16 protein-coding genes are annotated in these 24,900 nt (G+C 55.9%); 12 read left to right on the plus strand and 4 right to left on the minus strand.

Annotated elements, in window-relative coordinates:
* The first annotated feature begins 67 nt into the window (after positions 1–67).
* The 10 genes from FYK55_RS23545 (at position 68) to FYK55_RS23590 (ending at position 13,197) form a co-directional block, all read left to right on the plus strand.
* Positions 68–1,915, plus strand: a complete 1,848-nt coding sequence (locus FYK55_RS23545) for a Xaa-Pro dipeptidyl-peptidase (RefSeq protein ID WP_150079076.1) — start codon at positions 68–70, stop codon at positions 1,913–1,915.
* Between the two features lie 188 nt (positions 1,916–2,103).
* Positions 2,104–2,544, plus strand: coding sequence for a hypothetical protein (locus FYK55_RS23550; RefSeq protein WP_150079077.1), 441 nt, complete (start codon positions 2,104–2,106; stop codon positions 2,542–2,544).
* A 51-nt stretch (positions 2,545–2,595) separates the two neighbouring features.
* Positions 2,596–2,919 carry an ArsR/SmtB family transcription factor gene (locus FYK55_RS23555; RefSeq protein ID WP_150079078.1) on the plus strand — a complete coding sequence of 108 codons (324 nt, stop codon included), beginning with the start codon at positions 2,596–2,598 and terminating at the stop codon, positions 2,917–2,919.
* Between the two features lie 194 nt (positions 2,920–3,113).
* A complete protein-coding gene (locus FYK55_RS23560; protein WP_150079079.1) occupies positions 3,114–3,971 on the plus strand; it encodes a phosphate ABC transporter substrate-binding protein in 858 nt (285 codons plus the stop codon).
* A complete protein-coding gene (gene pstC, locus FYK55_RS23565) occupies positions 3,961–4,800 on the plus strand; it encodes a phosphate ABC transporter permease subunit PstC (protein ID WP_150079080.1) in 840 nt (279 codons plus the stop codon). The genes FYK55_RS23560 and pstC overlap by 11 nt, the downstream gene beginning before the upstream one ends.
* Positions 4,801–4,826: 26 nt before the next feature.
* Positions 4,827–5,693 (plus strand): phosphate ABC transporter permease PstA, encoded by an 867-nt coding sequence (gene pstA, locus FYK55_RS23570; protein ID WP_261344965.1) that lies wholly within the window; start codon positions 4,827–4,829, stop codon positions 5,691–5,693.
* Between the two features lie 14 nt (positions 5,694–5,707).
* Positions 5,708–6,448, plus strand: a complete 741-nt coding sequence (locus FYK55_RS23575; RefSeq protein WP_201743788.1) for a phosphate ABC transporter ATP-binding protein — start codon at positions 5,708–5,710, stop codon at positions 6,446–6,448.
* A 449-nt stretch (positions 6,449–6,897) separates the two neighbouring features.
* The gene (locus FYK55_RS23580) at positions 6,898–8,001 is read left to right on the plus strand and encodes a transporter substrate-binding domain-containing protein (RefSeq protein ID WP_150079083.1); all 1,104 of its coding nucleotides are present in this window, start codon (positions 6,898–6,900) and stop codon (positions 7,999–8,001) included.
* 553 nt (positions 8,002–8,554) lie between these two features.
* The gene (locus FYK55_RS23585; protein ID WP_161604704.1) at positions 8,555–12,313 is read left to right on the plus strand and encodes an AsmA-like C-terminal region-containing protein; all 3,759 of its coding nucleotides are present in this window, start codon (positions 8,555–8,557) and stop codon (positions 12,311–12,313) included.
* Positions 12,314–12,327: 14 nt separating this feature from the next.
* Positions 12,328–13,197 carry a polysaccharide biosynthesis/export family protein gene (locus tag FYK55_RS23590; RefSeq protein WP_150079085.1) on the plus strand — a complete coding sequence of 290 codons (870 nt, stop codon included), beginning with the start codon at positions 12,328–12,330 and terminating at the stop codon, positions 13,195–13,197.
* Positions 13,198–13,235: 38 nt separating this feature from the next.
* Here the strand turns inward: FYK55_RS23590 and FYK55_RS23595 are convergent, their stop codons facing one another.
* Positions 13,236–15,347: an SMI1/KNR4 family protein gene (locus FYK55_RS23595; RefSeq protein WP_150079086.1), complete on the minus strand. Its 2,112-nt coding sequence runs from the start codon at positions 15,345–15,347 to the stop codon at positions 13,236–13,238.
* 926 nt (positions 15,348–16,273) lie between these two features.
* Here FYK55_RS23595 and FYK55_RS23600 point away from each other — a divergent pair.
* Complete coding sequence (locus tag FYK55_RS23600; RefSeq protein WP_150079087.1) at positions 16,274–17,032, plus strand: hypothetical protein; 759 nt, start codon at positions 16,274–16,276, stop codon at positions 17,030–17,032.
* Between the two features lie 116 nt (positions 17,033–17,148).
* Here the strand turns inward: FYK55_RS23600 and FYK55_RS23605 are convergent, their stop codons facing one another.
* A complete protein-coding gene (locus tag FYK55_RS23605; protein WP_150079088.1) occupies positions 17,149–20,874 on the minus strand; it encodes an ATP-binding protein in 3,726 nt (1,241 codons plus the stop codon).
* On the opposite strand from FYK55_RS23605, the gene FYK55_RS23610 reads away from it, so the two are divergent.
* Positions 20,873–22,939 (plus strand): serine/threonine-protein kinase, encoded by a 2,067-nt coding sequence (locus FYK55_RS23610; protein ID WP_235908932.1) that lies wholly within the window; start codon positions 20,873–20,875, stop codon positions 22,937–22,939. The two genes, FYK55_RS23605 and FYK55_RS23610, sit on opposite strands and share 2 nt — an antisense overlap.
* 152 nt (positions 22,940–23,091) lie before the next feature.
* Here FYK55_RS23610 and FYK55_RS23615 read toward each other — a convergent pair whose 3' ends face one another.
* A complete protein-coding gene (locus FYK55_RS23615) occupies positions 23,092–24,063 on the minus strand; it encodes a hypothetical protein (RefSeq protein WP_150079089.1) in 972 nt (323 codons plus the stop codon).
* Positions 24,064–24,068: 5 nt separating this feature from the next.
* The coding region (locus tag FYK55_RS23620) for an RHS repeat domain-containing protein (RefSeq protein WP_150079090.1) at positions 24,069–24,900 on the minus strand (832 nt) is incomplete at its 5' end.

The following is a 24,900-nucleotide window of genomic DNA, read 5'->3' on the forward strand; positions in this document are numbered from 1 at the left end:
ATGAAAGTGGTTCTGTCCAACTAAGCTGTTCAATTCTTTACCCGATTCCACCTCTGCATCTGCACAAATGAATCGACTCTGGATTCCCGTTTCTGGCCTTTTTCTTTTCTTAAGTCCACCGTCCAAGGCGGCTGAAGTCAAAATCCCCGTCATCGAGGAAGGGGAGGCACAGATCATCAAGGAACTGGAGGACTCCGACTACTGGATCCGACATGACCTTTGGGTGGAGACCGAGTTCGATTCGGATGGCGATGACATGCTGGATCGGATGCACGTCAGCGTCACACGGCCGACCCAGACCGATACGCAGTCGCTGAAGCTCCCGGTGATCTACAACTCAAGCCCCTACTTCGCCGGCACGGCGGGTGGTGACGAATCGTATTTCTGGGACCCGCGGCAAGAGCTGGGTGCCGAGCCCCCGCAACGATCGGCCGCGCCAGCGGTTGAAAGAAAGGGAACGCGTCCCATCATCTCGAAACGCCATGTGAAAGACTGGCTTCCGCGTGGTTTCATTGTCGTTCATTCCAGTGCCCCTGGAACCGGTTTATCGCAAGGGTGCCCAACGGTCGGTGGCAACCCGGAGGCGCTCGCGCCCAAAGCCGTGATCGATTGGTTGTGCGGGCGGGGCAAGGGGTTCACCGAACCCGTGGGAGGAGAACCCGTGGAGGCTTATTGGTCATCGGGAAAAGTCGGCATGACCGGGACCAGCTACAACGGAACGATCCCTCTGGCGGCGGCAACGACAGGTGTGCCTGGGCTGGAAGTGATCATTCCCGTGGCTCCCAACACCTCGTACTACCACTATTACCGATCCAACGGCTTGGTTCGCCATCCTGGCGGATACCTCGGTGAAGACATCGATGTTCTGTACGACTTCATTCACAGCGGCGGCGACGAACAGACGCAGGCCTATTGTGATTGCAACGTTCGCGACGAATTGATGCAAGGCAACCAAGACCGGGCGACTGGTGACTACAACGACTTCTGGCAATCCCGCGACTACCTCAACCGAATTGATGGCGTGAATTGCGCGGTGCTGATGGCGCACGCCTTCAACGATTGGAATGTGGTTCCAGAACACAGCATCCGCATCTACCAAGCTCTCCGGAACAACGGTGTTCAAGCTCAACTGTACATGCACCAAGGTGGACACGGAGGACCTCCGCCGATCAGCATGATGAATCGATGGTTCACCCATTACTTGTACGGCGAGGACAACGGCGTCGAAAACGACTCGAAGTCGTGGATTGTTCGGGAGAACGATGAACGGGAGAAGCCGACGGAGTATCCGGATTACCCGCACCCCTGGGCGAAGGATGTCCTGGTTTATCCGGTTTCAGGCTCTCCCCAGCGAGGTCGCCTGCAGATGGTTCCGATCGAGGAACCGAGCACGGAAACGCTTGTTGACAACTTTTCTTTCTCAGGCGAATCGCTCGCCCAAGCGGAGTTCACGGACCATCGATTGATCTACACCACGCCGGAATTGAGCGAAGCGGTTCATCTGTCCGGAACCCCACGGGTGAAGCTGAGAATGGCTTGTGATCGTCCGGCAGCGAACTTGAGTGTTTGGCTGGTTTCACTGCCTTGGAACACGAAAAACAACGCAACGATCACCGACAACATCATCACGCGCGGATGGGCGGACCCGCAGAACACCAAATCGATGCGTGAAAGCGAACCGTTGGTGCCCGGTCAGTTCTACGACGTAGAATTCGACCTGCAACCTGATGATCAGGTGATTGCCAAAGGGCAGCAGATCGGCTTGATGATCTTTTCGAGCGACCGTGACTACACGTTGCACCCCACACCGGGCACCAAGCTCACAATCGATCTCCAGCAAACCCACCTGAGCCTGCCGGTCGTTGGAGGTACCCTGCATTTCAAGCCGACCAATGAAGCTGTTCAAAACGAATGAACAAGCGGTCAGCCTGAGCCCCGGAAGTGGCTCCACGTCTGCTCGCGAACAACAGCGTCGTGTTCCACCGGGGCGTTGCGAAACACGGTCTGCGTAACACTCTGATGGCCAATCTTTGTCAGAGCCGTCGATAGCGGTTGTCCCAGTAATGGTTTCGCAACGCGATGCGGGTCGGCGAGGCCCCAGTGGTGGCGAAGAATGATGAACCCTCCGTCGACAACGACGCGCCGGAACTCGAGAACGGCCGAACGAAGCAGCGGCGTTCGCTCCATCAACAGGACTTGGACGCTCTTCGCTGGCAGTGGGATTGCGTCAGCACGACCGGACAATCGGCGCGGAATCGGCAGGCCCTTTCCCGGACCAAGCGTCTGAACCGAACTCGGGTTCAGATTCACAGCCTGGCGAAACCGGCCTTCGCCGCCGACATCAAGAAAGCGAATCATGGCATCACGAAAGCGAGACGAATGGGGAACAGCGACAATCCTCCCATCATTGACGCTCGACTCTCGTTAAAAGGAAGCGTGAACGATTTGGATGCGTCCGCCTCCCTTTTCTTCACAGCCAAGAGAATTTTTGTTGAAGACTGCTGCAATTGCGTCGGAAACGCTCGCCCCCTTGACGCGGGCTGACGCCGCCATTTGAATAAAAACTCAATTGAACACTTATTGATGCGATTTTAAATGAAATCTCCCTTTCAGGTCCTGAGAGAGCGCGGCGAAGACGACTTCAGCTGCGCGAGCGTTCTCAAAGTGCTCGCGGATGACACTCGATTGGGGGTTGTGGAGCGTCTGCTCGATGGCCCCTCCACTGTGACGGAGATCAACGAGACACTCGGTGTGGAATCGACGCTGCTATCCCATCACTTGAAAGCTCTTCGTGAAGCAAAGCTGGTGACGCGCACCAGACAGGGCCGTTATGCGGTGTATGCACTTGCGCCGGAGTTATTGGCTCGTCGCAAAGGCCGTTCGGTTGACCTCGGCTGTTGCAAGATTTCGTTCTCTTGATGCTCCTACTCGGTTCGCTCGCAGAGACTATCCACGCCAAAGCCTCAAGCTCTTTTTTATTTGCATCCCCGTTTGTTACTTGGAAGGAACGCGCGTACCCGCGAAATGCTTTGCAGAGACGAATTCGAACGCGATGGCACGCAAGCAGCACTCCGGGTATGGGTCTTCGATACCGACCAACAGGCCTCCGTCCGATGAAGTACTTTCTGTCCATGTCCTTCGTATTGCTGTGTCTGACGCTCGCCGGTTGCACATCATCCCCGTCGACGAATAGCAACTCCAACGAACTCTCCGGACAACTCACACTCACTGGGTCCAGCACGGTTGCTCCGCTGGCTGCCGAGATTGCCAAGCGGTTCGAGCGGCAACACTCGAAGGTCCGAATCGATGTTCAGACTGGAGGTAGCGGAAAGGGGATCGCGGATGTACGCCGGGGCGTGGCGGATATCGGCATGGCAAGCCGGCGTCTCGCATCCGATGAAACTGATCTCACGGCCCACCAGATTGCCGCCGATGGGGTGGGGCTGATTGTTCATCAGTCCAATTCGATCGCGGAATTGTCTCCCGATCAGATCATCGCGATCTACACGGACAAATCCAACAACTGGCAGGACGTCGGAGGGGATGACAAGAAGATCACTGTCGTTCACAAAGCGGAAGGACGTGCAACGCTCGAAGTTTTCCTGAAACATTTCGGGATCGACAATCCCAGCGTGAAGAGCGATGTCATTGTTGGCGAAAACGAACACGCCATCAAAACTGTCGCTGGAACGGAAGGTGCCATCGGCTACGTTTCCATTGGCACCGCCGAAGCAGATATCGAATCCGGTGTACCGATTCGCCTATTGCCGCTCGATGGCGTGGAGGCAAAGACGGTCAACGTGGCTAGCGGAGCCTTTCCGATGAGCCGCCCGCTGAACTTGGTCACGGCCGATCCTTCCTCCCAGCTGGCCATGGAATTCATTCAATTTTGCCAATCCGCCGACGTCCATGACCTGGTCAAGTCTCAGTATTTCGTTCCCATAACGAAAGGGTCTGACATTGCGAAGTGATCGATCCCTGACGATTGTCACTCGCACCCTGGCGGCGATTTCGGCTGCAATCGTCCTGCTGATCATTGGTTTTCTGCTGCGAGAGGCAGCACCGGCACTGCGGCAATTGGGTTTGTCTCGTTTTTTTACCGACGAGAGTTGGCATCCGCTTTCGAGCCAATTCAATCTGACACCCATGATCGTGGCAACTCTTGTGACCAGCGCGGGAGCGATTCTGATCGCCGCGCCGCTGGGCATTGCCTCGGCAGTCTTCGTCAATTTTTACGCTCCACACCGGTTGGCAGTCTGGCATCGCAGGCTCATAGAGCTCTTGGCTGGAATTCCATCGGTCGTCTTTGGCTTGTGGGGATTGATGGTATTGGCGCCGATCGTCGCCACGTTCGGCGGAAGTGGCCAAAACCTCTTCACGGCAACGATCGTTCTCGGGCTGATGGTTTTGCCAACGGTGGCACTCTTATCGGACGCAGCAATCGCTGCGCTGCCGCGCCCGTGGATTCAGGGAGCTGCGGCCTTGGGGATGGGGCGATCAGCAATCATTGGATGGGTCGTTTTGCCCGGCGCCCGCCGCGGCATCGGCAGCGGAATCATGTTGGCCCTCACGCGAGCGTTTGGCGAAACAATGGCGGTGCTCATGCTTGCGGGCAATATCGTCGAAATGCCTTCGTCGCTACTTTCTCCGGGCCGAACGCTCAATGCGAACATCGCCTTGGAGTTGGGATACGCTACGGCGGGGCATCGGTCCGTGCTATTTGTCAGCGGCTTGATGCTGATGCTTGTAGTCAGTTGCATCGTGCTTTTGATCTCGCATCGGAGGGGGCATCAAGCGTGAACGATAGCGGAACCGCAACATCCAGGGTGATCGGCGTTCGGCACCACCGGCGCGAAGTCTGCGTCACGGTTGCGGTCTGGACCGCCGCGATGTCCGTGATTGGTTTGCTGATTTGGATCCTGACTGACATTGCCGTTCGAGGGCTCGCTGAAATCGATTTTGGATTCTTGATCAGCGACATGCAGAACGCAGGTCGGGAGGGCGGAATTGGTCCCATCATTCTTTCGACCGGGCTGATCCTGCTGGTTTGTTTGGTCGTGTCGATCCCACTTTCCTTCGGCACGGCAATCGCGTTGACCGAGCGAATCGGGCAGGAAACAGGGTTCGCATGCAACGTGCGCCGATCGCTGGACGTGCTGGCGGGAGTTCCGTCCATCGTGTTCGGGCTGTTCGGGAACGCGTTCTTTGCGATAACGCTGGGATTGGGCTATTCGATTCTTTCTGGCGGATTGACGCTGGCATGCATGGTGCTGCCGATACTGATCCGCACATCCGAACAGGCACTCCGGGCTGTCCCAGCCGAGTATCAATACGCGGCTGCCGCTTTGGGAATGAAACGTACCACCATCCTTTTTCGCGTGGTATTGCCGGTCGCCATGCCGGCGCTTGCCGCAGGGGTCGTTCTGAGTATCGGACGCGCCTTGGCGGAAACCGCGGCCCTCTTGTTCACGTCGGGATACGTCGCTCGTTCACCCGAATCGCTTCTTGATTCCGGACGCTCGTTGAGCGTACACATCTATGATCTCGCGATGAATGTTCCGGGCGGAGGGGCGAGGGCGTACGCAACGGCGTGCGTGCTGGTGGCGCTGTTGCTGATGATCAACCTGGCAACCGCGTTCTTGCTTCGAATGACAGGAGTGCGACATCGAAGCACGACAGGGGGTACGTGTTGATTGCCACTGAAAACTTGTCTGTTTCCTACAACGGTCGCACCGTGCTGAGGGATGCAACGATCGAAGCAAAGCCCGGCGAGATTCTCGCTCTGGTAGGCCCCTCTGGGTGCGGCAAGAGCAGCTTCCTGGCCGCGATCAATCGTTTGACGGAAATCATCCCCGGTGCCAGCGTCCGTGGGCGGATCCGTTTCGACGGGCGAGAGCTCGAGACGGTGTTCCCGTCGTCGGTCGATTTGCGACGTCATGTTGGCATGATCTTTCAGCAGCCGAACCCGTTTGCCATGTCGATCCGTCGTAATCTCGAACTGCCGCTTCGCGAGCACGGGATTCGCGATTCCGGGGAATTGCGGAGAATAGCCGAGTCGGCACTTCGTGATGTCGGGTTATGGGATGAGGTAAGCGACCGCCTTGAGCAATCGGCCCTAGAACTGTCAGGCGGACAGCAGCAGAGGCTGTGCATTGCCCGTGCCCTCGCGCTCAAGCCACAAGTTCTGCTGATGGACGAACCGTGCAGCTCCCTGGACCCCTTGTCGGCCGAACGCGTCGAACAATTGATCGACTCGATGCGAGGTCAGTACACCGTTCTGATTGTCACCCACAACTTGGCTCAAGCACGCCGTCTGTCGGACCAGGTTGCAGTCTTTTGGACGCAAGATGGTGTCGGACGAATTGTCGAGCAAGGTGAGACGGAGGCGGTATTCAATGCGCCCTCCAATCCGATCGTTGCGTCTTACCTATCGGGGCGCAAAGGATGAGGGGTCCCGCGGCATATCCCTGGCTCAGTCGTCACCGAACCAGTCACACTTGGGCGAGACAGCCCGCCGAGAATCTGTGCACGTGCCCGCCGCGAAGACCGGCTCCCGTCCGACGGCGGGAGATTTGATGGTAGAATGCCCGGGAATGGTGTTCGATCCTTGTTCAAATCACAACAAGCGTCACCCTTTTCAAATCGCCAGTTGTCAGCCCCCGATGCATCGCCGGTGAATAGAAGCATCCAAGCGAGCCACAAGTGTCCGATGACTGTTTTCGCTTCGGTGAAACAGTAATGAAAGCCGATTGGGCGTCGCCCATAATCAAACGCCTGCACGAACGTGGAATTGATTCAGCGAACGCAATCGTTGTAGAACACTCGCAGCATCCTAGCCAATCGCTTGTTGACGCGAGTGCATCATTTCCGTCAATCCGACGCAAGGCCGCTTGAACCATGGATCGAAGAGACTGCAAGAATGCGTTTGCCGGATTGCTCTCGATCGTCTTCCTGACGATCACGCCCGCCGTCGAGTTGTCTGCGCAGGTTTCTGAAAACGCCGAACGGCCACCAGAGGTCTTGCTTGTCGGGACGAAGGTGAGCCCTCCCTTCGCGATCAAGAATTCGGACGGATCATGGTCGGGGATCAGCATCGAACTTTGGGATCACTTGGCCGACGAGTTGGACCTCGAGTACGAGCTGGTTGAAATGTCACTCGATCAGATGCTGACGGAGCTTGAAGCCGGCCGCCTCGATGCGGCCGTTGCCGCCATCAGTGTCACATCCGACCGGCACGAACGGGTCGGCTTTTGCCATCCTCATTTTTCGACCGGGCTGGGCATAGCGGTCAGTGCCCGTGAACGAACGACGGCGTGGTCTTTGGTCAACCGGATCGTATCCAGCCGACTGGTCAAGATCATCGGATCGATGATCGGCATCGTCCTCGTTTGTGGATTGTTGTTCTGGGTATTTGAACGAAAAACGAATACGTTGATGTTTGGCGGAAAACGCCGTTCCGGAATCGGAATGGGCATCTGGTGGTCCACCATCCTGCTATTCGGGCACAAGGGCGTGGTGCCGGTGAGCGTGATGGGTCGCATCCTGGCGACCTTTGCGATGCTGGCCAGCTTGATCTTGCTGTCGATCCTGACCGGCATCATCACGTCGGTCCTGACGGTTCAGCAATTAGACACCGGCATTGCCAGCCCCACCGATTTAAACCGTGTTCGAGTCGCGACCATTTCGTCCAGTACCAGTGAGGACTATCTGAGGCAACGCCGCATTTTCTTTCGGGCCTACCCAAATCCTGACGAGGCCCTGCGGGCGATCGAAGATGGAAAAGCTGACGCCGTGGTGTACGACGCGGCGCTGCTGAAATACATGGCTGCCGAGCAGTTTGCAAATCGCATCGATGTCCTGCCCGTCGTTTTCAATGTCCAGGAGTACGCGATCGCCCTGCAAGCAGACAGCAGTCTCCGCAAACCATTGAATGAAGCATTGCTGCGTTACCGCGAAAGCGATGCGTGGGGTGAATTGCTCTTTCGTTTTCTGGGCGAATAGCCGCGTTTCGCTGGCTTGCAAATCCCAATAGTTTCACGCTTCCGGTCAGACCTCGACTAGCTTGCACCGGCCGAGTTTTCGTATTCGAAGGAGTAAGAACACTTTCGTTGCGAAAAGGAGGGTCGATGCGTTTCGACACGACAACCGTTCCCCGTCGATTTTCCATCAGATTCTCGTTGGATGCCCACCGGCGAGTGCGCGTGACAAGGCTGGCGAGTTTCACGCGGACTTTTCCGTCGACAGAGTCGGCGACGAAAGCAGTTGCCCGATATTCGCGGAATAATGTGCTCATCCGGGGACAGTCAGCTGCATCCAGACTTCGCCTGTGCAAGTTTCCCGAACCGGCCTGGTCGCGCCATCACTGCGTCCCTGCAACGAAACCGGACGTACCGGAGACTCTCCGGACATGAAGCGACCAGCCCAATCGCCGGTCAAACCGATGCCTTCGCGCCGCCTCATCGTGGGAAAACGGCGCCTCCTTGCGGGAAAATGGCTCCGGAACGTTGTCGTCGGACTTGCGCTAGTCCTGCTGGCGGGATTTCTGTTTCGCAATGTGATTGCTCGCGTTGCGATCATCCAAATCGGCTCGCGGTTCCTCCCGCAGCGGATCGGACTGGAAAGCATCGCCATCGAGTGGCACGAAATCCAAATCCGCCGGCTGGAGGTCTTTGAACCGAAGATTCCTGATGAGCGGCAATTGACCATCGACCGAATCCGGGTCGTGCCGAGTTTTTGGCAAGGCTGTCGTTCTGGCGTCTGGATCGAGGAAGTCGTGATCCAGGCTCCGACTGCAGAGGTCCGCTTCGATGCTGACGGAAACCTGCTGAGCGTCTTTCCCGAGGCTGGAGAGAGTGCACCTGCGACGGGGCCGGTCAAAATCCCGGTAGCTAGAGTGACGGTGCAAGACGCCACCTTGATCGTCCACCAAACTGGCCGCGATAGCCTGAAGGTCAGTGGCGTGGACATCCGCTTGTCCGCCAAAGAGCGCATTCGAGCGAAGGTTGCGATCGGCGATTTCCTGGGATGCAAATGTACGATCAAGAGTGATCTTGATGCCCAATCGTTTGCGGGCATCTCGACGGTCGACATCGGATTGATGCATCTCGATACCGTCGGTCTCAACAAATTGCCGCTGATGCCATCGGCAATCGCGACCTACGCCGCTTCAGCCAACTTTGGTTTGAAGCTGGTCGCGCGACATCCCGCCGACGAAATCGATCCCCGAAAACACGATTTCTGTTTGCGTGCATGGACGACCAATGTGCAGGCGGATCTGTTTGGCACCTTGTGCGACAGACTGGACCTGGTCGTCACTTCCAAAGCAGGGAAGCTTGGAGCGAATTTGAACGCCAATCCTCTAGGTGGCTCCTGGAAACTGCTCGGGTCGGTCGACCTGATCGCGGACAAGCCGGAAGGAGTCTTCGAATCTTCGTTGCAGGATTGCCAGCCCGCCGCGATGGCCAAGGCACTGCCCGCACTGGAAAAGCTGCGCACCGACGCCGCCGGCTGGACAAAATGGAATTTCGTTCTGGACGATGGCACGCTGCGTTTTCAGGGGGATTTGACAGCCGATGCCCAACACACCCAGCTGGACGACCATGCCTTACCGGGCGTTCGAGCCGATATCGATGTCGCCGGAGACGTCAGGCTGGATGACTTGAAAACTCTGCATGGATCCCTGCGGGGCGCGCTCGCCAGCGAGCCGTTTGATCTGAGGCCAATCGCAAAGTCATTCGGAGTCCAGCTAAAGAGCGGCAGCGTGATCGCTCACAGCGACTTTACGATCCCACTGGAGACGATTGAAAATGTGGACACCTTCGAAGCAACCGCCCGTTTGGCGACGTCAGATCTCGCGACGCAAGACGTTCAAATGGATCCAGCCTCAATCATCACGCGATTGGCTGAGGGTGTTGTCACCATCAACTTGAATGACTTCGCCCTCAGAGACGTTCAGAAGTCGATCCTCGCGGAGATTCAATCGGAAACGACCATTGCACTCGCACGGGGTGGACAGCTCGCATCCAGATTGCAGTTCTTTGTCGAACCTTCGATCGAACTGGTAAACATTCTGGGGCTCGAGAAACTGGATCCAAGCGGGCGCCTGGTAGCGACTGCGACAGCATCGTGTCCGACCACTCGAATAACGATCCCGGCCGATTGGACGGCCGACACCCGCATTCAAACGAAATCTCTTTCTGTTGCCGGTGAAAGTCTGTCGGACATCGACTGGCAGGCGAGTCTATCGAATGGCAACATCCGGTGTGATCGGCTCGAGGCTCGCTGGCGTGAGCACACGCTGGTAGCAAACGCCTCGGCCGGCATCGGATCAACTGTCCAGGTGCAAGGTGATGTCGCCCTTGATGCACTCCGACTCGCCGATATCAGCGAAGTCCTGACTCGATATTCCCAGACACGGTTTCCTCTTGACGGATTTGCCGGCGTCAACGGGAGCTTCGCGTTCACGCTGGACATGACGAACGGCCAGCAGTCGCTCGACGCATCGGGTTCGGCGACCCTACGTCAGGCAAGCTATGCGTTGACGAAGATTGGTGAGGCAACACTGGATTGGACCGCCGACTTCGATGGACTGACGATCTCAACATGTTCGCCGGATTTTCTGAATGGCCGATTCGATGTCGAAGCCCGCATCGAGGACCTGGACTGGACTCGCACCCGGATTCAAGGAACATTTTCCGGTCTCGAAGCCTCGCGTTTCGTCGGCATGGTCGGCCAAGACCTTCCGACAACCGGTATTCTGGACGGCGGCTTTCGCGTCACGTCGATCGCAGATCTGGAATCACTTTCCGGTGAAGCCTGGCTAGCATCAAAACAACTTTCCGTCAAACGCGTTCCGATGCAGATCAATCGCGCCACGATCGCGGTCGATTGCGGCGAGTTGCGAGTGGACGCAAACGGTTCGCTTGTCAGCGGAGACTTTGATGCTCAAGCATCCGGCTCATTGCCGCAACTCGCGGATTTTTTCGCCACCAAGTCACCTCCCATTGCCAAGGTTCCGCTGACGGCGGAGGTCTCATTGACGGGACTACGGGCTGAGACTTTGGTTCGGGTACTTGGCATGCCGCGCGAAGCACAATCCCTGACGGCCATTCTGTCTGCGCATTGCACACGCGATTCGGCGGCCTGGGACGGCCGGTACGTGTGTACCGCATCGGCGAGTGTCGAAAACCTGGGATGGAACCGCCAGGGTTTATCACAGAGGATTTCGGCGGAGACCGTGCTGCATCCCGATCGTTTGGAACTCACCGGAATTCGTGGAAGATTTGCCGAGGCGGCACTCAGCGGCTCCGGCGAGGTCATGTTCGATCGGTCTCCTGTTGGCCGCTTCGACTTGTCCGCCACTCACATCAATTTGCGACGCGCGAGTTCTCCCTTCGGAGTCAAGGGCGTCTCTGGCACCGGATCGGTATTGGTCCGTGGTCGAATCGGATCCGAGATCTCCGGAAAACTCGACGTGACCATCGACAACTTGGCCGCCGCCGGTGTCGCGGTTCGCAAGGCGGTGATTCCCGTGGACTGGTCTTATCGCCCCGCTGGCGGTCTTGCTCGTTGGAAATGTCGTGCCGGGACCGTATCGATTGGTGGGGGAAGCCTGTTGATCGCGAGCGAAGGAAGTTATTCCAGCGGTGTGACGTCAACGTCATCGGTGAGGGTTGAAAACATCGATTTGACAAAGCTGATGCGAAACGGATCGGTCGGGTCAGGAACGGTCAGTGGAACTGCGAACATCCGCACGAGGAACGCTCGCGCGGCCGAAGATCTGGTCGGATCGTTTGCGATGGAAATGAAGAACATTCAAGCCATGCAGATACCGGTGCTGGATCAATTGCCCAAGATGATCACGCTCTCGCCACCGGTCCCCGGACGTGGCCAGGATGGCGGGACGGTCCACGGACGCATCGCCGGTGGACTCGTGCACCTGGACGAAGTCGCGATTCACCAAAGCAATGTTCAGTTGATGGTATCCGGCAACGCGACGATGAGCGGCCGACTGGATCTGGACGTGGTCGCCAGCACCGAATCCACCAGCCCGACCGATCAACTTGTTTCCCTTCTGGATTCTCCGGTGATGTTAGCGGCACCGGCACCGGTGGCGCTGGTCGTGAAAGCGAATGAGCTTCTGAAAGATCGGGTCGTCCGTGTCCACGTCGGCGGGACCGCCGATCGTCCAACGCTGCGCCTGCAACCAGGAAAACAACTCAGCCAAGACGCTGTGCGATTCTTCTTGTCCTCCAGCCTTCCCTCCGCGGCAAATCGCCTTACCGAAATACACTCGCAAACGCGACGACGATAAAACGAGAGTTCTCCATGAAACGTCACCTTCAAGATCTTGCCGCCGTGTTCCTGTTGGCGTGCCTGCCTCTTCAGTCGGGCTGTCGCACCGCGGCGTCACTGGGGTTGCCCGTCAGCGCCGGTGGGCATCAATTGTTGTCCTACGCGAGTGAAATGAGACAATCCACGGGGCATCCGCCAAACGTCCCGACCGAGCTCGCCAAAGCGCCCCTGCCCTCGCACCGGGTCGAAGCGGGCGACGTGCTGGTCATCGAACCCAATGATTTCAACTCTCCTGTCCGACTGTCGGCAGATCAGACCGTGCAGCAGGACGGAACCATCGAACTGGGATCGTATGGCCGAATGCAGGTGGCGGGATTGTCGGCAGAACAGATTCAGGAACAGGTTCAATCGGTGGTCTCCCAAAAGGAGTCGATCAAACACCAGCAGAAAATGGCTTTGGTTGCCCACCGAACCGGAGGCATGTCGGTTCCTGACGAGCTGACCGAAACGCCTGACTACGGTGTCACCGTACGACTGGTCAACAAAGAAAGTGGCTTGTTCTATGTGATGGGCGAGGTCAACGCCCCGGGATCGTATCCGCTGGTCGGCAACGAAACGGTACTTGATGCGATCATTGCGGCGGGCGGTTTGTCGGATCGTTGCAACGACCACAAAATCATCCTGACGCGTCCGCAGGCCGATGGACAGCCCCGGGCGATCATGCCCATCTGTTACCAACAGATCCTCCAGCTCGGCGATGTGTCGACCAACTACCAACTCATGCCGGGCGATCGGATTTACGTTCCGAGCATGACACTGTGGGAAGACATCAAACAAAGCGTCGCGTGGGACAACGAAAAGAGTTGCCCCCATTGCCGCGAATACTCATCGCGAAGTCAGTAAGGCGAGCGGTAATACGGACGCCTCTGTGGGCGGACTGCTCAACTTGCTGCCGCACGAAACATCGCAATCCGCGTTAGGTACTCATCGAAAGAATTTGCGAGCAGGTGACCTGCCGAAACGCGGAATGCCCCGGTTCTGTCATTGACGTCGTCCGATTCATGATTCCAGAAATAGATGCACCCGTAGTGTTTGCCGAGAGCAAGCGTGAAAATATCGGAACCGTACGCGATCGGTAGATGGCCCTTGGGCAGCACAGCGCCGTTCACTTCGATTCCCCAGGAGAGACTCTCTCCCGGGCGGGCATCGGGATACAACCCGTACAGGAAACCGGCATCAACGTTGTCAATGTAGGACACGCCTGGAATCCTGATGAAACCAGGCTCGGGGCGTCCGCCGTTCTGGACAATGAGAAAACGTCGATAATCGTCGGGGAGCTTGGTTCCCAGTTGCTTCTCCAATCGTCGAATCGCCGACTCGGTGGCCAACTTCAGCCCCGGCGGACGAGTGATGGAAAGGGCCTCGGGTAAAACCTCGAGATATCCTTTCTTCAATTTCTGGCGAATGAGTTTTGATGCACTCGCTGCTGCAGCCTGCTTCGAATCAAACCTTTTCTTCGTTTCACCAGGGCGACTTCCGAAGCGGGCATATCGAGTGGTATGTGACGTCTCCTGCATGTGGATGTACCAGAACTTTCGCAACTTCCCGTCATCGAAGTAGAATCGGCGAAGCGGCTTTTTCGCCGCGGCGGCTTGCGCGTCCTCAAAACGTTTGGAGAAACCGTCACGTTTTTCGTCAGGAGTCTGGTGTTGAACCTCAAGCTGCGTGTCTCGCGGGAACTTGGCAATACGAGTCAGAAACTCGTCGAGCGAGCTTGCAACCACGAAACTCTCGATCCGGTCGTAATGCACTCGGTGATCGTCTGCGACGTCTCCGGGTTGCAATTGACGATCGTCCCAGAAGTGAACTGCGCCCAATTGATCAACCGTAAAAAGATGAAGGCCGCTTGCCAGGGGCACATGTCCTTCCGGCAACGATGTGCTTCGCACGTAGTAGTGAATGTCGTCGACCCACTGTCCCGGCTTGAATCCGAGAATTCGGCCGACCTGCACTTTCTGATACACCGGGTGACCGGGCAACGTAATCCAATCGGGTTCTGGGGATCCTCCGTTGACTTCCAGCAGATACCGTCGAAATTCCTCAGGAATCCCGTGCTCGCTCCCCTGTTCGTAATTTGCTAGGGACTGCCGGATCAGTTTGATCGCCCTGCGGTTCTTGCGTCCGTATCTGAGTTCCTCAGGCCCGTACGCGATGAACCCGGCGTCAAGCTTTCTTTGGCAAAGGCGTGCCCCGTGATCTCGCGCTTCTTTAGGAGAAGAGTAACTCTTCCGGCGTACCGACCCGCCAGCGCCGGTGGTTCCCTGCACGATGGTCTGATCTTCTCCGCGAGTGTGTAGGTACCAGAATCGGCGGGTCTGGCCGTCGTCAAAATAAAAACGCTTCCAACCGCGACCAAAGGTCTTCAGCCGCTTCGTCTTCATTCGCGGGGAAGACGACTTTCGTTTGACGCTCACGACGCGTGTGCGTTGTCTCGTGCCAGCTTTGAAGTCCCGCCCGTCTTTAAGACACTGCTGTTTTCTCTTGATCTCCTTGTCATTCAGTCCGCCAAAGTCACTGAGAAGACGCTTGAGATGACTGGATTGCAGCCCGATGTCCTGGGCCGTCGTGACAACGGAAAATGGCTGCTCTCCCACGTTGAAATAGGAATATTCGATTTCGATCGGTTCGCTTAGGAACGACTCAACGATTGCCAGTTCAATCCACTCGTGAAACTCGGCGATTGACTTCTTGCGTTGGGCGACCGACTTGGCTTGACGAGACTCTCGACGGATCCCTTCAACAAAAAAGATTGCCTCGGGTACGTTTCCGAGCTGAGCCTCCTCGACAACGTCACTCGATCGAAACGTCACGCGGACGGTGCCGTCGTCGCGAACGTCCCAAAGCATGAGATCAAACACCTCGGCCCCGCGACCAGATTCGTAAAGGTGCGTCAACAGCTCGAGCCAGACTTTTTGGCAGCGAGCTGAGATCGTCCCCGAGCGAAACGGAATATCGGGCTTGAGCGCAAATGTCTTGGCGCGGAGCTTCTTCATTGCTTGCAGCGCGAGTATTGAGCTTGAGACCTTCCGACGAGTATCGACACTGCTGTCAATTGTCGTAGTAAGGATCAACCCTGTCGACTCTCCGAATGATCGTCAGCATGTCGGTTCATGCGTTGTTCCGACCGGCACCAGTTTTTCGGACGGTTGTCGGGGCCGGAAACGGGGCGTCGGAGCGTCAAACGCCTGAACAGATCGGGTCACGCGCGACGTCGCGAGAGAGAATCGGCTAGGGTTACGAGGGTTGCAGACCCTTGCGATTCCTAAGGATCATTCGCTTGCCCTCTTGCTCAGCGCAAAACAAAACCCCACGGTCGCGTGATTTCGCTACCGTGGGGTTCAAGTTGAGTGGTCAAGACGGTTTGCGGAATGCACGGAAATGTCTCTGGTGCCGGGTGATGGGAAAAACGTCAGTTTAGCGAATAACCCAGCGGGAATGTGCGTGATTTGGTCGCTGGGTTATGAGTGGGCGCGATGTTTCGGTCTCCTTCCCGCGGCATGGGACCATAAAGATGCGTCGTGCTCTGAAAATAAGATCCCAACGTCAAAGCTGACGGAGGCACGGTGGGGCGATTACTCGGGTTGGAATCGATGCTCTCTCTCCGGCGGTATCGTGCCGTAGGCTCAGGACGCTGGTAGACGAAAAGCGACTATGGCTACATAGACGCTAAGTTGTGAAACGCAGCGCCGGACGAATCTGGCCGTGCCAACCAGACGATGCACCTTGGGGTTGGGGCGAGCACTACTGGCCACGCAAGCAGAGAAATGTGTACATTGGATCTGCCGATGAAATGCAAGTCGCAGCGGACAACACCAAGCCAAATCCCAAATTGGCAAGCACCTCGAATGCCCATAAACCTCGGTGCCAACGTTCGTCAGTTGGATCACGTGCGTTCCGCCGTCTTCCATTAGGCATATCGATGTTAAAAGGCAGCGTAGAGTTTGTCGCGTCTGTTGAAAGCAATCCGATCGAGTTTGATGAGGTCCAGGTCACCGATGACCGTGACGAGGTCGATTTGCTTCTAATCCGCGCGGACAGCGCTCGCGGCATCACGGTTTCGGTCAGGATTTCGGATGTTTCGACCGAGATCGATGGTGTCGCTATCGCTCGAAATGCGGCGGACGCGCTGCTTGATACGCTGGCCTTCGAACGCAGGCTGCCGATTGGTCAGCCACGACTCATCGGGCAAAGTTTCGAACAGACAGATCCGCCGGACGAAACGCACCACATTTCTGCAGGCGTGACGCTACACATGAGTTGCAGTGCAACCACGCTTACACGCGTCGACGGGACAACCATCGCTGACCAATTGAGCAACTCCGCGGCTGCGAGCGACATCCATAAACAGATGTTCCGCTCGGCAATCCGGTCAGGCGGTAGCACTGAACGGTTTATGCATCTCTATAACCTCATGATGATGCTGTTCGGGGACCATCAGGGTCGGGTCGATAGGTTCATCCAGCAAAATGAACCGAATGTCGCGCTCACGCAAAGCCCACACCTTAAAACTGGCGTGATGGAAACGGTCTATACACGCCTACGCAATGAAATCAGTCATCACCGGCAGGGTGTCGATTTGGAACTAACGAAGCAAGAAATGTCCAACCATGTCGGCAGACTGTCGGAACATGTCCGTGGCGCGATCATTGCGGAAGCGACCTCCACAAACGGTCCGTGATTGCAAAGCGAAAGTAAGGAAGTGAATTCGCCTCGCATTTTTGCTGCATGCAATGGTGGGTGACAGACGGAGTGTTATTAGAGACATTCCGTGCAGCCGATCGTGGATTGAAAATGCTATTTCGTTCGGTGCTCAATCGCTTCATTCGCTTCCCGAAGTTGTTCTCGCTCTGCCCAGTCCAGCAAATACTCGCGTTCGAGGACAGCGTACCGTTGAATCCATCGGTTTGGATGTTCCATTAGGCTTACAAGCCGCTCGGCCTCATCCCTGAGTTGCGGCGACAGAGGTCCATTCCAAACCCCTGAACTGTTCTTTCCTGCGTGCAATTCGGCAAGAATTTCGTCTGTCCCGTGCGCTCGCAAGAACTCGTCGAGTAGCTCGGGCACGGTCATCGACGTTCCGCCCTGATACGGAGGTGGCATGTGCCGTGCGATCATCTTCAATTCTTTGGCTGATTTGCCGTCACACCAGTCAAGCACCACGCGTTTCGGAAGTGCGTCAAGAAGCGAATCGCAGACGTGGACGCGAAGGTACAGCCCAGACTCGCCTATCAGCGTACTTCCAAAGCAGTCCATTACTTCGACGGGATAGCTCTCTGCCAACTCCTCAAGACTGTCAAGTGATTTCCGGCACAAAGTAAGGTATTTTGCACCGAGTGCTTTTTCAAACAACTCAAAGCATTCCAAATCGCCCGCTTGGATAAGTTTTGTTGCGATCTTGCACCATTCTCCAACGGAGTGACGATCCAACTGAGGAACTGCTCTACGCAAAGTCTCTCGGCAGACTGTCCGAAACTCGGGCGAAGCGACAATGTTTTGCTCGGTTTCTCCGTGGCGATTTGCCATGATGAGGTGGTGAATCAATCGGACCGTCCAGTTTGCCTCGCGATCGAATCTCGCCTCGTCGTTCGCGATTGATTCGAGCAATTGCAAGCTCTGCTCGGACGGCAGGGGATGGCCCCCGAAGTTATAGGCCAATCGCACGACGTCGACGGAGGAGAGATCATCATTTTCGATCGCGGCAAGAATCTTTGGAAACATATCCATTTTGTTTCCAACCACCTCGACTAATCCCATCGCATGTCGTGGTGAACTCGCAAACTCGTTACCGACGAAATCCCTCAACGACGTCGGCAGCGATGAGTTGTGCTTGACGAGTGATGACAAATAGCCGGCGACGAATTCTTGGCTGCTATCAGGAGTGAGCGAATTCACAATCGCATCGGCAAATACGAGATCTGTGTCCGCTTGACCGAGCTTAACCCCAAAACGCCGCGCTGCAATCGCTTCATCAGTGGACAGCCAACCCAAGCTGGCTTTCAACTTGTCGGGGTTGTCGACTGCAAACTGCACCAACTCGTTAATCTCGCCGGGCTTTCCTTCGTTTTCCGGTAAGAATCGTTCTCCCCAGATGTCGGACGAGCAAACTGATCGAAGTTGCTCTTCGAAGTTCGTCGGTCGGAGCGAGTCAATCCAGTCTCGTGCCACTCGGACGGATTCTGTACCTTCGAAGTCAGCGTGCGAAAAGTACCTTCGGTCGTTCTCGATCAGGGTATTGTAGATCCTAAGCCGCTGGCTACTCGAAAGGTCCAATCCGGACAGCGAATCTTTCAAGACTGCGACCACGTCACGATCAACGAGCCACAGTAGATTGCGCAGCAAGACATCAAGAATTGTCTCGCTGAACTGCGGCTTGTGTTTCATCAATTCGGCCGACAGATGAATTGCCGTTCGCAAACATTGCCTCTCGTTGTCTCGGGATTCCGGAGACCACACGTCGGGCACGGAACGACCCGCGTAGAAAGGAGGAGGAACCGGACCACCACCAGTCCGACCGATCATGGCGTCAACCGCAAGTTCGCAAAACTCCACCGAAATGGAATCTTCAAATCGTTCTCTAAGCACCGCCAGCCTTTTATCGAATGGCAGCGGAGTATTGGAAAAATGGATCTGCCAAAGTGTCGCCCAGACCTTGGTCGCATTGTTCCCGATGTGCTCCTCTGTCTCATATCTTGCGAGCTTGAAGAGCGATCGCTCCGCGTCGCGAAAGAACTCCGGAAAGAGTGCCATCTTTTCGAACATCCAAACAAGATGCCGTCGTGGCCCCCATGACCCGCTGCCAACGCTCGTTCCGATTCTGCCGATGTCCTCGTCCGAGCAACTTTCAAGCAGATCCGCGACTCGGCGAACGTGTCGAGAAGGATCCAGTTTTGCGATCGACACGACGAATTCGACGATGTCAGCGTTAAACAAATCGTCAATGGAAAGTCTGTCCATCACACTGCGAAAGTAGCCCGCGACTTGTGCCGCCACCTCCTCGCCACCGTAGTACTCGACGCGACGTTTGAATTGTTCCAGCATGGCCGGAGGGAGTCTTTTCACAAAGCCATCAAGATCATTTTCGGCGAACGCTTTCCATCCTCGACGGAACATCTCGGGGGCGATTAATTCCGGGGTGACGTACCAGAATTGGCCTTGTTGAGTCACGAAGCCAGTTCGATTACGAATTCTCTCAACGCGACGCTCAATTTCTCGAATGGGTATTGAGGTCAACTCAGTCAAACTTTCCAGCTCACAACGAAACTCATCTCGGAAGCCGACTCGCGAAAACAAGGCGATCGCACCGACAAGGTCACAATCCACATCGTCATCCAAATAGTGATCCACCCACTGACTGACTGAATGAATTGTCTGGGTGAGGTCAGTGAGATTGAGGCCCGATGCGTTCCGACAAATCAGTGCAGCGAAACGAATGTATCCGTCGGAGAGAACGACGATACGTTTGCGGGTTTCATCCGGCACCTCCGGGAAGTTGGTACGGAGAATGGCATTGGTCGTTTCCGGTGGCAACTTGTCTAGCCATGTTTCCTGCTGGCTTGCACCGCCGCTCGTCAGTCGCTCAAAGTGCTCGATCGCGATGATTCGAATGCGATCCGAACTGGCCGCCGCGAGTCCTTGAAGCGATCGGACTGAAGCTGGACTGCACTCGTCTGCGACGAGAACCAACGTTGCTCGCGGGTCTTCGGCCGCGCGTGCCGCAAGCTCTCGTGCTTGCTGATCGTTGGCCGTCTGGACGACGAGTGCGTGAGCGCCTTCGATTGAATCGAGAGCCTCTGCCACAAACCGTGTCTTTCCGACGCCACTGAGACCAGAAATCGTTAAGCACACGTCCGACCCTGAAACGGTTTGTTGGAGGTTGACATGAGCACGAATGCGTTCGAACATGCCGGCTGCGGCTGGACTGGAAACGTAGTCTGGCGTGAGATCCCTCGTGTTAGCGACCCAGCTTCGTAAACTGAGAAACTCACCAGTTTGTCCGGTCAAAGAAAGCACGGCTGTTGGGCGAAGCTCAATCCAGTTCTGTAGGTCGGCCCCGTCCACCAGTCTCGGCCGTTTAGGTGATCCGCCGGTCTTGTTCCAAATCTCGGTCGCGACCGAAAGCATCTCGGTCTCGACCTTCTGAGTCTTGTCGTCTGGAATATCCGCCAACATGCAAAATCGATAGGCATACCCTTCCTGAATAAGTTTTGTCGCGTGACTTTTTCGCATCTCACGCTTGATCTCAGGCACGAGCGACTTTAAGTCGTAGGTCGATTCCGCCTTGTACTGCCAACACGTTGGAGCATCGAACCACCCGACACTTGAATCCAAAATTGGAATTTCGAGACTCGTGTCGACGCCGCCGTCACCAATGTTCACTCGCAACTGACGATGAAATCGATCCATCGGCATACCAGCCATGAAAGCCTCAAGCTGTATCAATTCGTCAACAAAGTGCGTGAAGGGGCCGCCGCCGTCACCGGAGAGGTGTGCTTGCAGGGTGCGGTGATCGATTCGAAACATGATTTACCGTGCTTGCTCTTTAGTTTGCAGCTTTGGGGCAGCAAGGGCTAGCGAAGTTGTTCGCCACGACCCTCGACAGATTATTGCCGAATTCACGCCGCGGGAATACGCGTCAGAGGGGCTGCGAGAACCTCTCTGCCATCCACGAAGCAGCTTTGGATCGGCTATCATCGAGTCTTCCAAGCTGTATTTCGCACATATACCTGCCGGAGCTTCCGACTCTTTCATGTCCACACGGCCTCCGAATCCCGATTCCAATCACCGCGACCAGCAGGAAACGGTCGACGAAAGGGACGCGGGGATGGAGGCTTCGGAGTTTTCCATCGCCGACGGTCAGGCTTCGAGATTGTCGGACGTATCGGCTGAACTCGCCGCTCACCCACGGTACGAGTTGCTTGGCGTCATTGGCCAAGGAGGGATGGGCACCGTCTACAAGGCGAGACATCGGTTGATGGATCGCTTGGTTGCCATCAAGGTCATCAAGCCTGAACTGATTCGCAATGCAAAAGCGATCCAACGTTTCCACCGTGAAGCCAAGGCTGCGGCTCGGCTGTCGCACCCAAACATCGTCACAGCTTTTGATGCAGAACAGCTCGGCGAACTGCATCTGTTGGTGATGGAGCATGTCGATGGCGTCGATCTTGCTGAACATGTGAAGCGACGAGGGCCTCTTTCGGTTCCGGTTGCCTGCGATTACATCGTTCAGGTTGCTGCTGGCCTACAGCACGCTTTTGAAAGTGGCATGGTCCATCGCGACATCAAACCACAGAACCTGATGTTGATATCCGATCCGGGTGACAACGGAGTCGGCGATGCGGCCCGATTGTCCAGCGGCACCGTCAAAATCCTCGACTTCGGGTTGGCGTCCTTCACGATGCCCGACGATTCGGATGAAGGTGAGCAATCGGCCGTCCACAGCATCACCGCGATCGGAACCTTCATGGGAACGCCAAACTACGTGGCACCCGAACAAGCTCAGGACGCACGCCAGGCAGATATTCGCAGCGATATCTACTCACTGGGAGCGACGCTGCACTATCTGCTGCATGGCCAGCCTCCACGTGCGCGGCATGGACTATCGCCAAGCCAAGTCGAGCCACCTGCGGGGGAGTTGGCGAATAGTCTGATCGAACCGGACGCTTTCCCCAGCGGCTTAGAAGACGTAATCAACCGGATGACGTCTTTCAATCCGAGTGATCGCTTCCAAACGCCCGTCGAGGTCATTCAAGCAATCTCCCCCTTCGTCGCTGACGAAACAGTAGCGTCGCCGACGAGCGGGACTTACCAAACCCTTTCATCCAGGCGACACGCTGCCTGGCGCAAGAAACTGCTCGGGGCGATGGTTCTGCTCTGCTGCGCCATTGGAACACTGCTGTTCTTTGATCCATTACTCCTCGAATGGGTAAAGGCCGAGCTATCGCCGTCCGATTCCGCTCAGCCAGTTGGTGTTTTAACGGAAGCAGAACGTGCGATTGATCAAGGGCAGATCAGCCCTAACGTGATCGAGAGTATCGACGTGGACCGAGACAGTATTGTAGGCCAGTGGCGGATCAAGACTGATCAGCTGTTGACACCGGATTTCGAGCGGGGACTTCGTGCCGTACTGGAACTCCCCCTCGATGTTCCCGCCGAATACGAATTACAGTTGACGGTCTCGCGTCGTAGTAACGCCAACGAGCGATTCGGCGGATTAAATATTGCCTTTCCATTTGGAGATTCGAAGGGCATGCTGGCTATTGGTACTCATCGCGACGTAGGCGGGTGCTTCATCGAACGCATTGACGGGATCGCTCGGCACGAGTCGCTGCCAACTTGGACCGAAGGTTTCTTTTTTAAGCTCAACGAATCACGTTCGGTCCATCTTCGCGTCCGCGATGGCGAGATCCTCGTCCTGATCGACGACGTCGAAGCGATTCGATGGAGTGGAAATCCAAAACAAATCGAACTTCCACCAGGATGGGAAATTCCTGGCCGCCGTTCGGTTTTCTTGGGATCAACTGGCGAATTTGTCGTCGAGAACATTCACTTTTCGCCAGGCCATACTGGGCAGATCGCAACAGAGTAATTGCATGTTTCAACGGTACGATCATTACTGATTCGTCATCTCTCGAAGTGTAGCTCGACTCTCTAAGTCCGCTTGTTGCGTTGGCAACAATCAGCCGGTCGGTCGGTTTTGGCATCTGCTAGGCTGCCACGATTCCGGCACGACTTGTCCGCTCAATTGAGCGGACGCCTTCCCGATTCGCGCAAGATATTATCGGCAAATGCGTGGGCGTCATCGAAATGATGCACAATCGTTTTCAATTCCAGTTCGTTCTCCGGTGGACCGTTCATTAGCTCTGTTCGCAAGCCAAGCAAGACTCGTTTTGCCGGTTGGTCGTCGAAAACGCGGTACAGGTATGCTGCGGCATGAGCTCGCAAATGCTTCGTAGTGGACTCTTGACCAAGAACCTCGTTCGCCACATCACGAAGAACTTCACTATTTTCTTCGCGAGCGATGTCGAATAGCGAAGCATGAAAGTTCGGTGTAGTTTGCCTCATTGCTTCCCGGTATGACGACTCACCAACGTGCAGGATTTCACCACCTGAGACGTCGACGCGAATCAACCGATTGAGAACGCCTGGCCGATCGCTAGCTTTCAGCCAGAGAGCGACATACAGGCTGCTTCCAGACGCAGAGAAGCATGCATCCTTGAGCCAAGAGATTGTCGATCTCGAAACGAAAACGCAATCGTCAATTCTTTCAAGAATATCCTCAATCCTGAACTCTCGACGTTCCCCATCCTTCAATGCTCTTATCTCAATTGCGGGATGCGATTTGAACCACGATCGGTTTGCACCCCAGTAACTCAAAACTGCAACATGCGAATCGGATACCCTCGAGACAGTTGGACGGAAGGGCAGAGTTTCGTCCAACACGAATCGAATCGCCCCGTTTCGAAGCGAAGACTCTAACACATGCGTCGCCTGCCCAGCCTTGGTTGATTCTGGGAGTCTCGAAAAAACCAGCAACCTTGATCCAGCTTGACCTGTCTCGGGAAGGGTGGTTGGTTGGACCACGACAGTGGTTGCTGCAGATCGACTCGAATCAACGATACCTGTGAAGCGTTCGTATGTGTCTGCATTCGTGCCGATTGGGAACGATGCAAACAAGACAACAACGATCGCCGAAGTAATTAACCTAGTCATCCTATTTACCTGCAGTTCTTGAATGTGTCTTCAACACTCCCGGCATCCGGACGTTTGCATTCGTCCTGTTTGCCACCGGGCGCTTGAATGTTGGTTGTGTCATGGCCCCCGACGCAATTGTGGGACACTTCGTGAACGAGCAGCGCTGTCAATGCCGCGAGATCGTTCTCAATAGTATTTCCGGGACCACTTCGGCAAATCCAGGTTTCGAGTGTTCCGTAATCGCCATCTGCAGGGCAGAGCTTGCAGTTGTTTGCAAAATCCTCAGGGTGTTCGCACGGCTCACATTTTTCTTTATCACCCTTCCGGTCTGGCTCGGGGTAAACATCTCCGTTTGCGGCATCACTCTTCAGCTTTGCGCAGGGAGTTGCAGTGACACCTTTGGGGAGAGGGCGTTCTTGATGGCATTCGCCCTGCCCAATATGTCCGCATCGGAAGGTGGTACGATCTAGACCTTGGCTAACGCAGTCGTGAAGCTGAGATCGACAGTCGGCACTTGCATTACGCATACGCGAAAAACAATCAGGGTTTCTGGTAAGCCGATTCTTAGCTTCCTGTTTCGCCCTCTCGATCAGCTGACGCTCTGCGTTCGTGCATCCATCGTCTTGCGGCGCTGGATTCGGTTCTTCAGGGGCCTTTCCGAATGAGTCGATAAAACGCAGTGGCGCTGAGCGGGTGAACAGATAGTGGGAAGCCACTCGTCTCATAAACAAGGGGTCCCTTCCGATGAACCTTCCTGCTTTTGGATCGTACATTCTTGCCCGGAAGTGGTAGAGGTCGAGGGTGTCGTCCCATTCGCGGCCGGTGTAGGTGTAGCGATTGGACTCGGCCGAGGTG

The sequence above is a fragment of the Roseiconus nitratireducens genome (assembly GCF_008629675.1).
Lineage (GTDB): Bacteria > Planctomycetota > Planctomycetia > Pirellulales > Pirellulaceae > Stieleria > Stieleria nitratireducens.

Bases quoted from the DNA above. Each gene is read 5' to 3' on its own strand.
- FYK55_RS23545 (WP_150079076.1), top strand. From the start codon at position 68: ATGAATCGACTCTGGATTCCCGTTTCTGGCCTTTTTCTTTTCTTAAGT.
- FYK55_RS23555 (WP_150079078.1), top strand. From the start codon at position 2,596: ATGAAATCTCCCTTTCAGGTCCTGAGAGAGCGCGGCGAAGACGACTTC.
- FYK55_RS23560 (WP_150079079.1), top strand. From the start codon at position 3,114: ATGAAGTACTTTCTGTCCATGTCCTTCGTATTGCTGTGTCTGACGCTC.
- FYK55_RS23580 (WP_150079083.1), top strand. From the start codon at position 6,898: ATGGATCGAAGAGACTGCAAGAATGCGTTTGCCGGATTGCTCTCGATC.
- FYK55_RS23590 (WP_150079085.1), top strand. From the start codon at position 12,328: ATGAAACGTCACCTTCAAGATCTTGCCGCCGTGTTCCTGTTGGCGTGC.
- FYK55_RS23595 (WP_150079086.1), bottom strand. From the start codon at position 15,347: ATGAAGAAGCTCCGCGCCAAGACATTTGCGCTCAAGCCCGATATTCCG.
- FYK55_RS23600 (WP_150079087.1), top strand. From the start codon at position 16,274: ATGTTAAAAGGCAGCGTAGAGTTTGTCGCGTCTGTTGAAAGCAATCCG.
- FYK55_RS23610 (WP_235908932.1), top strand. From the start codon at position 20,873: ATGATTTACCGTGCTTGCTCTTTAGTTTGCAGCTTTGGGGCAGCAAGG.
- FYK55_RS23605 (WP_150079088.1), bottom strand. From the start codon at position 20,874: ATGTTTCGAATCGATCACCGCACCCTGCAAGCACACCTCTCCGGTGAC.
- FYK55_RS23615 (WP_150079089.1), bottom strand. From the start codon at position 24,063: ATGACTAGGTTAATTACTTCGGCGATCGTTGTTGTCTTGTTTGCATCG.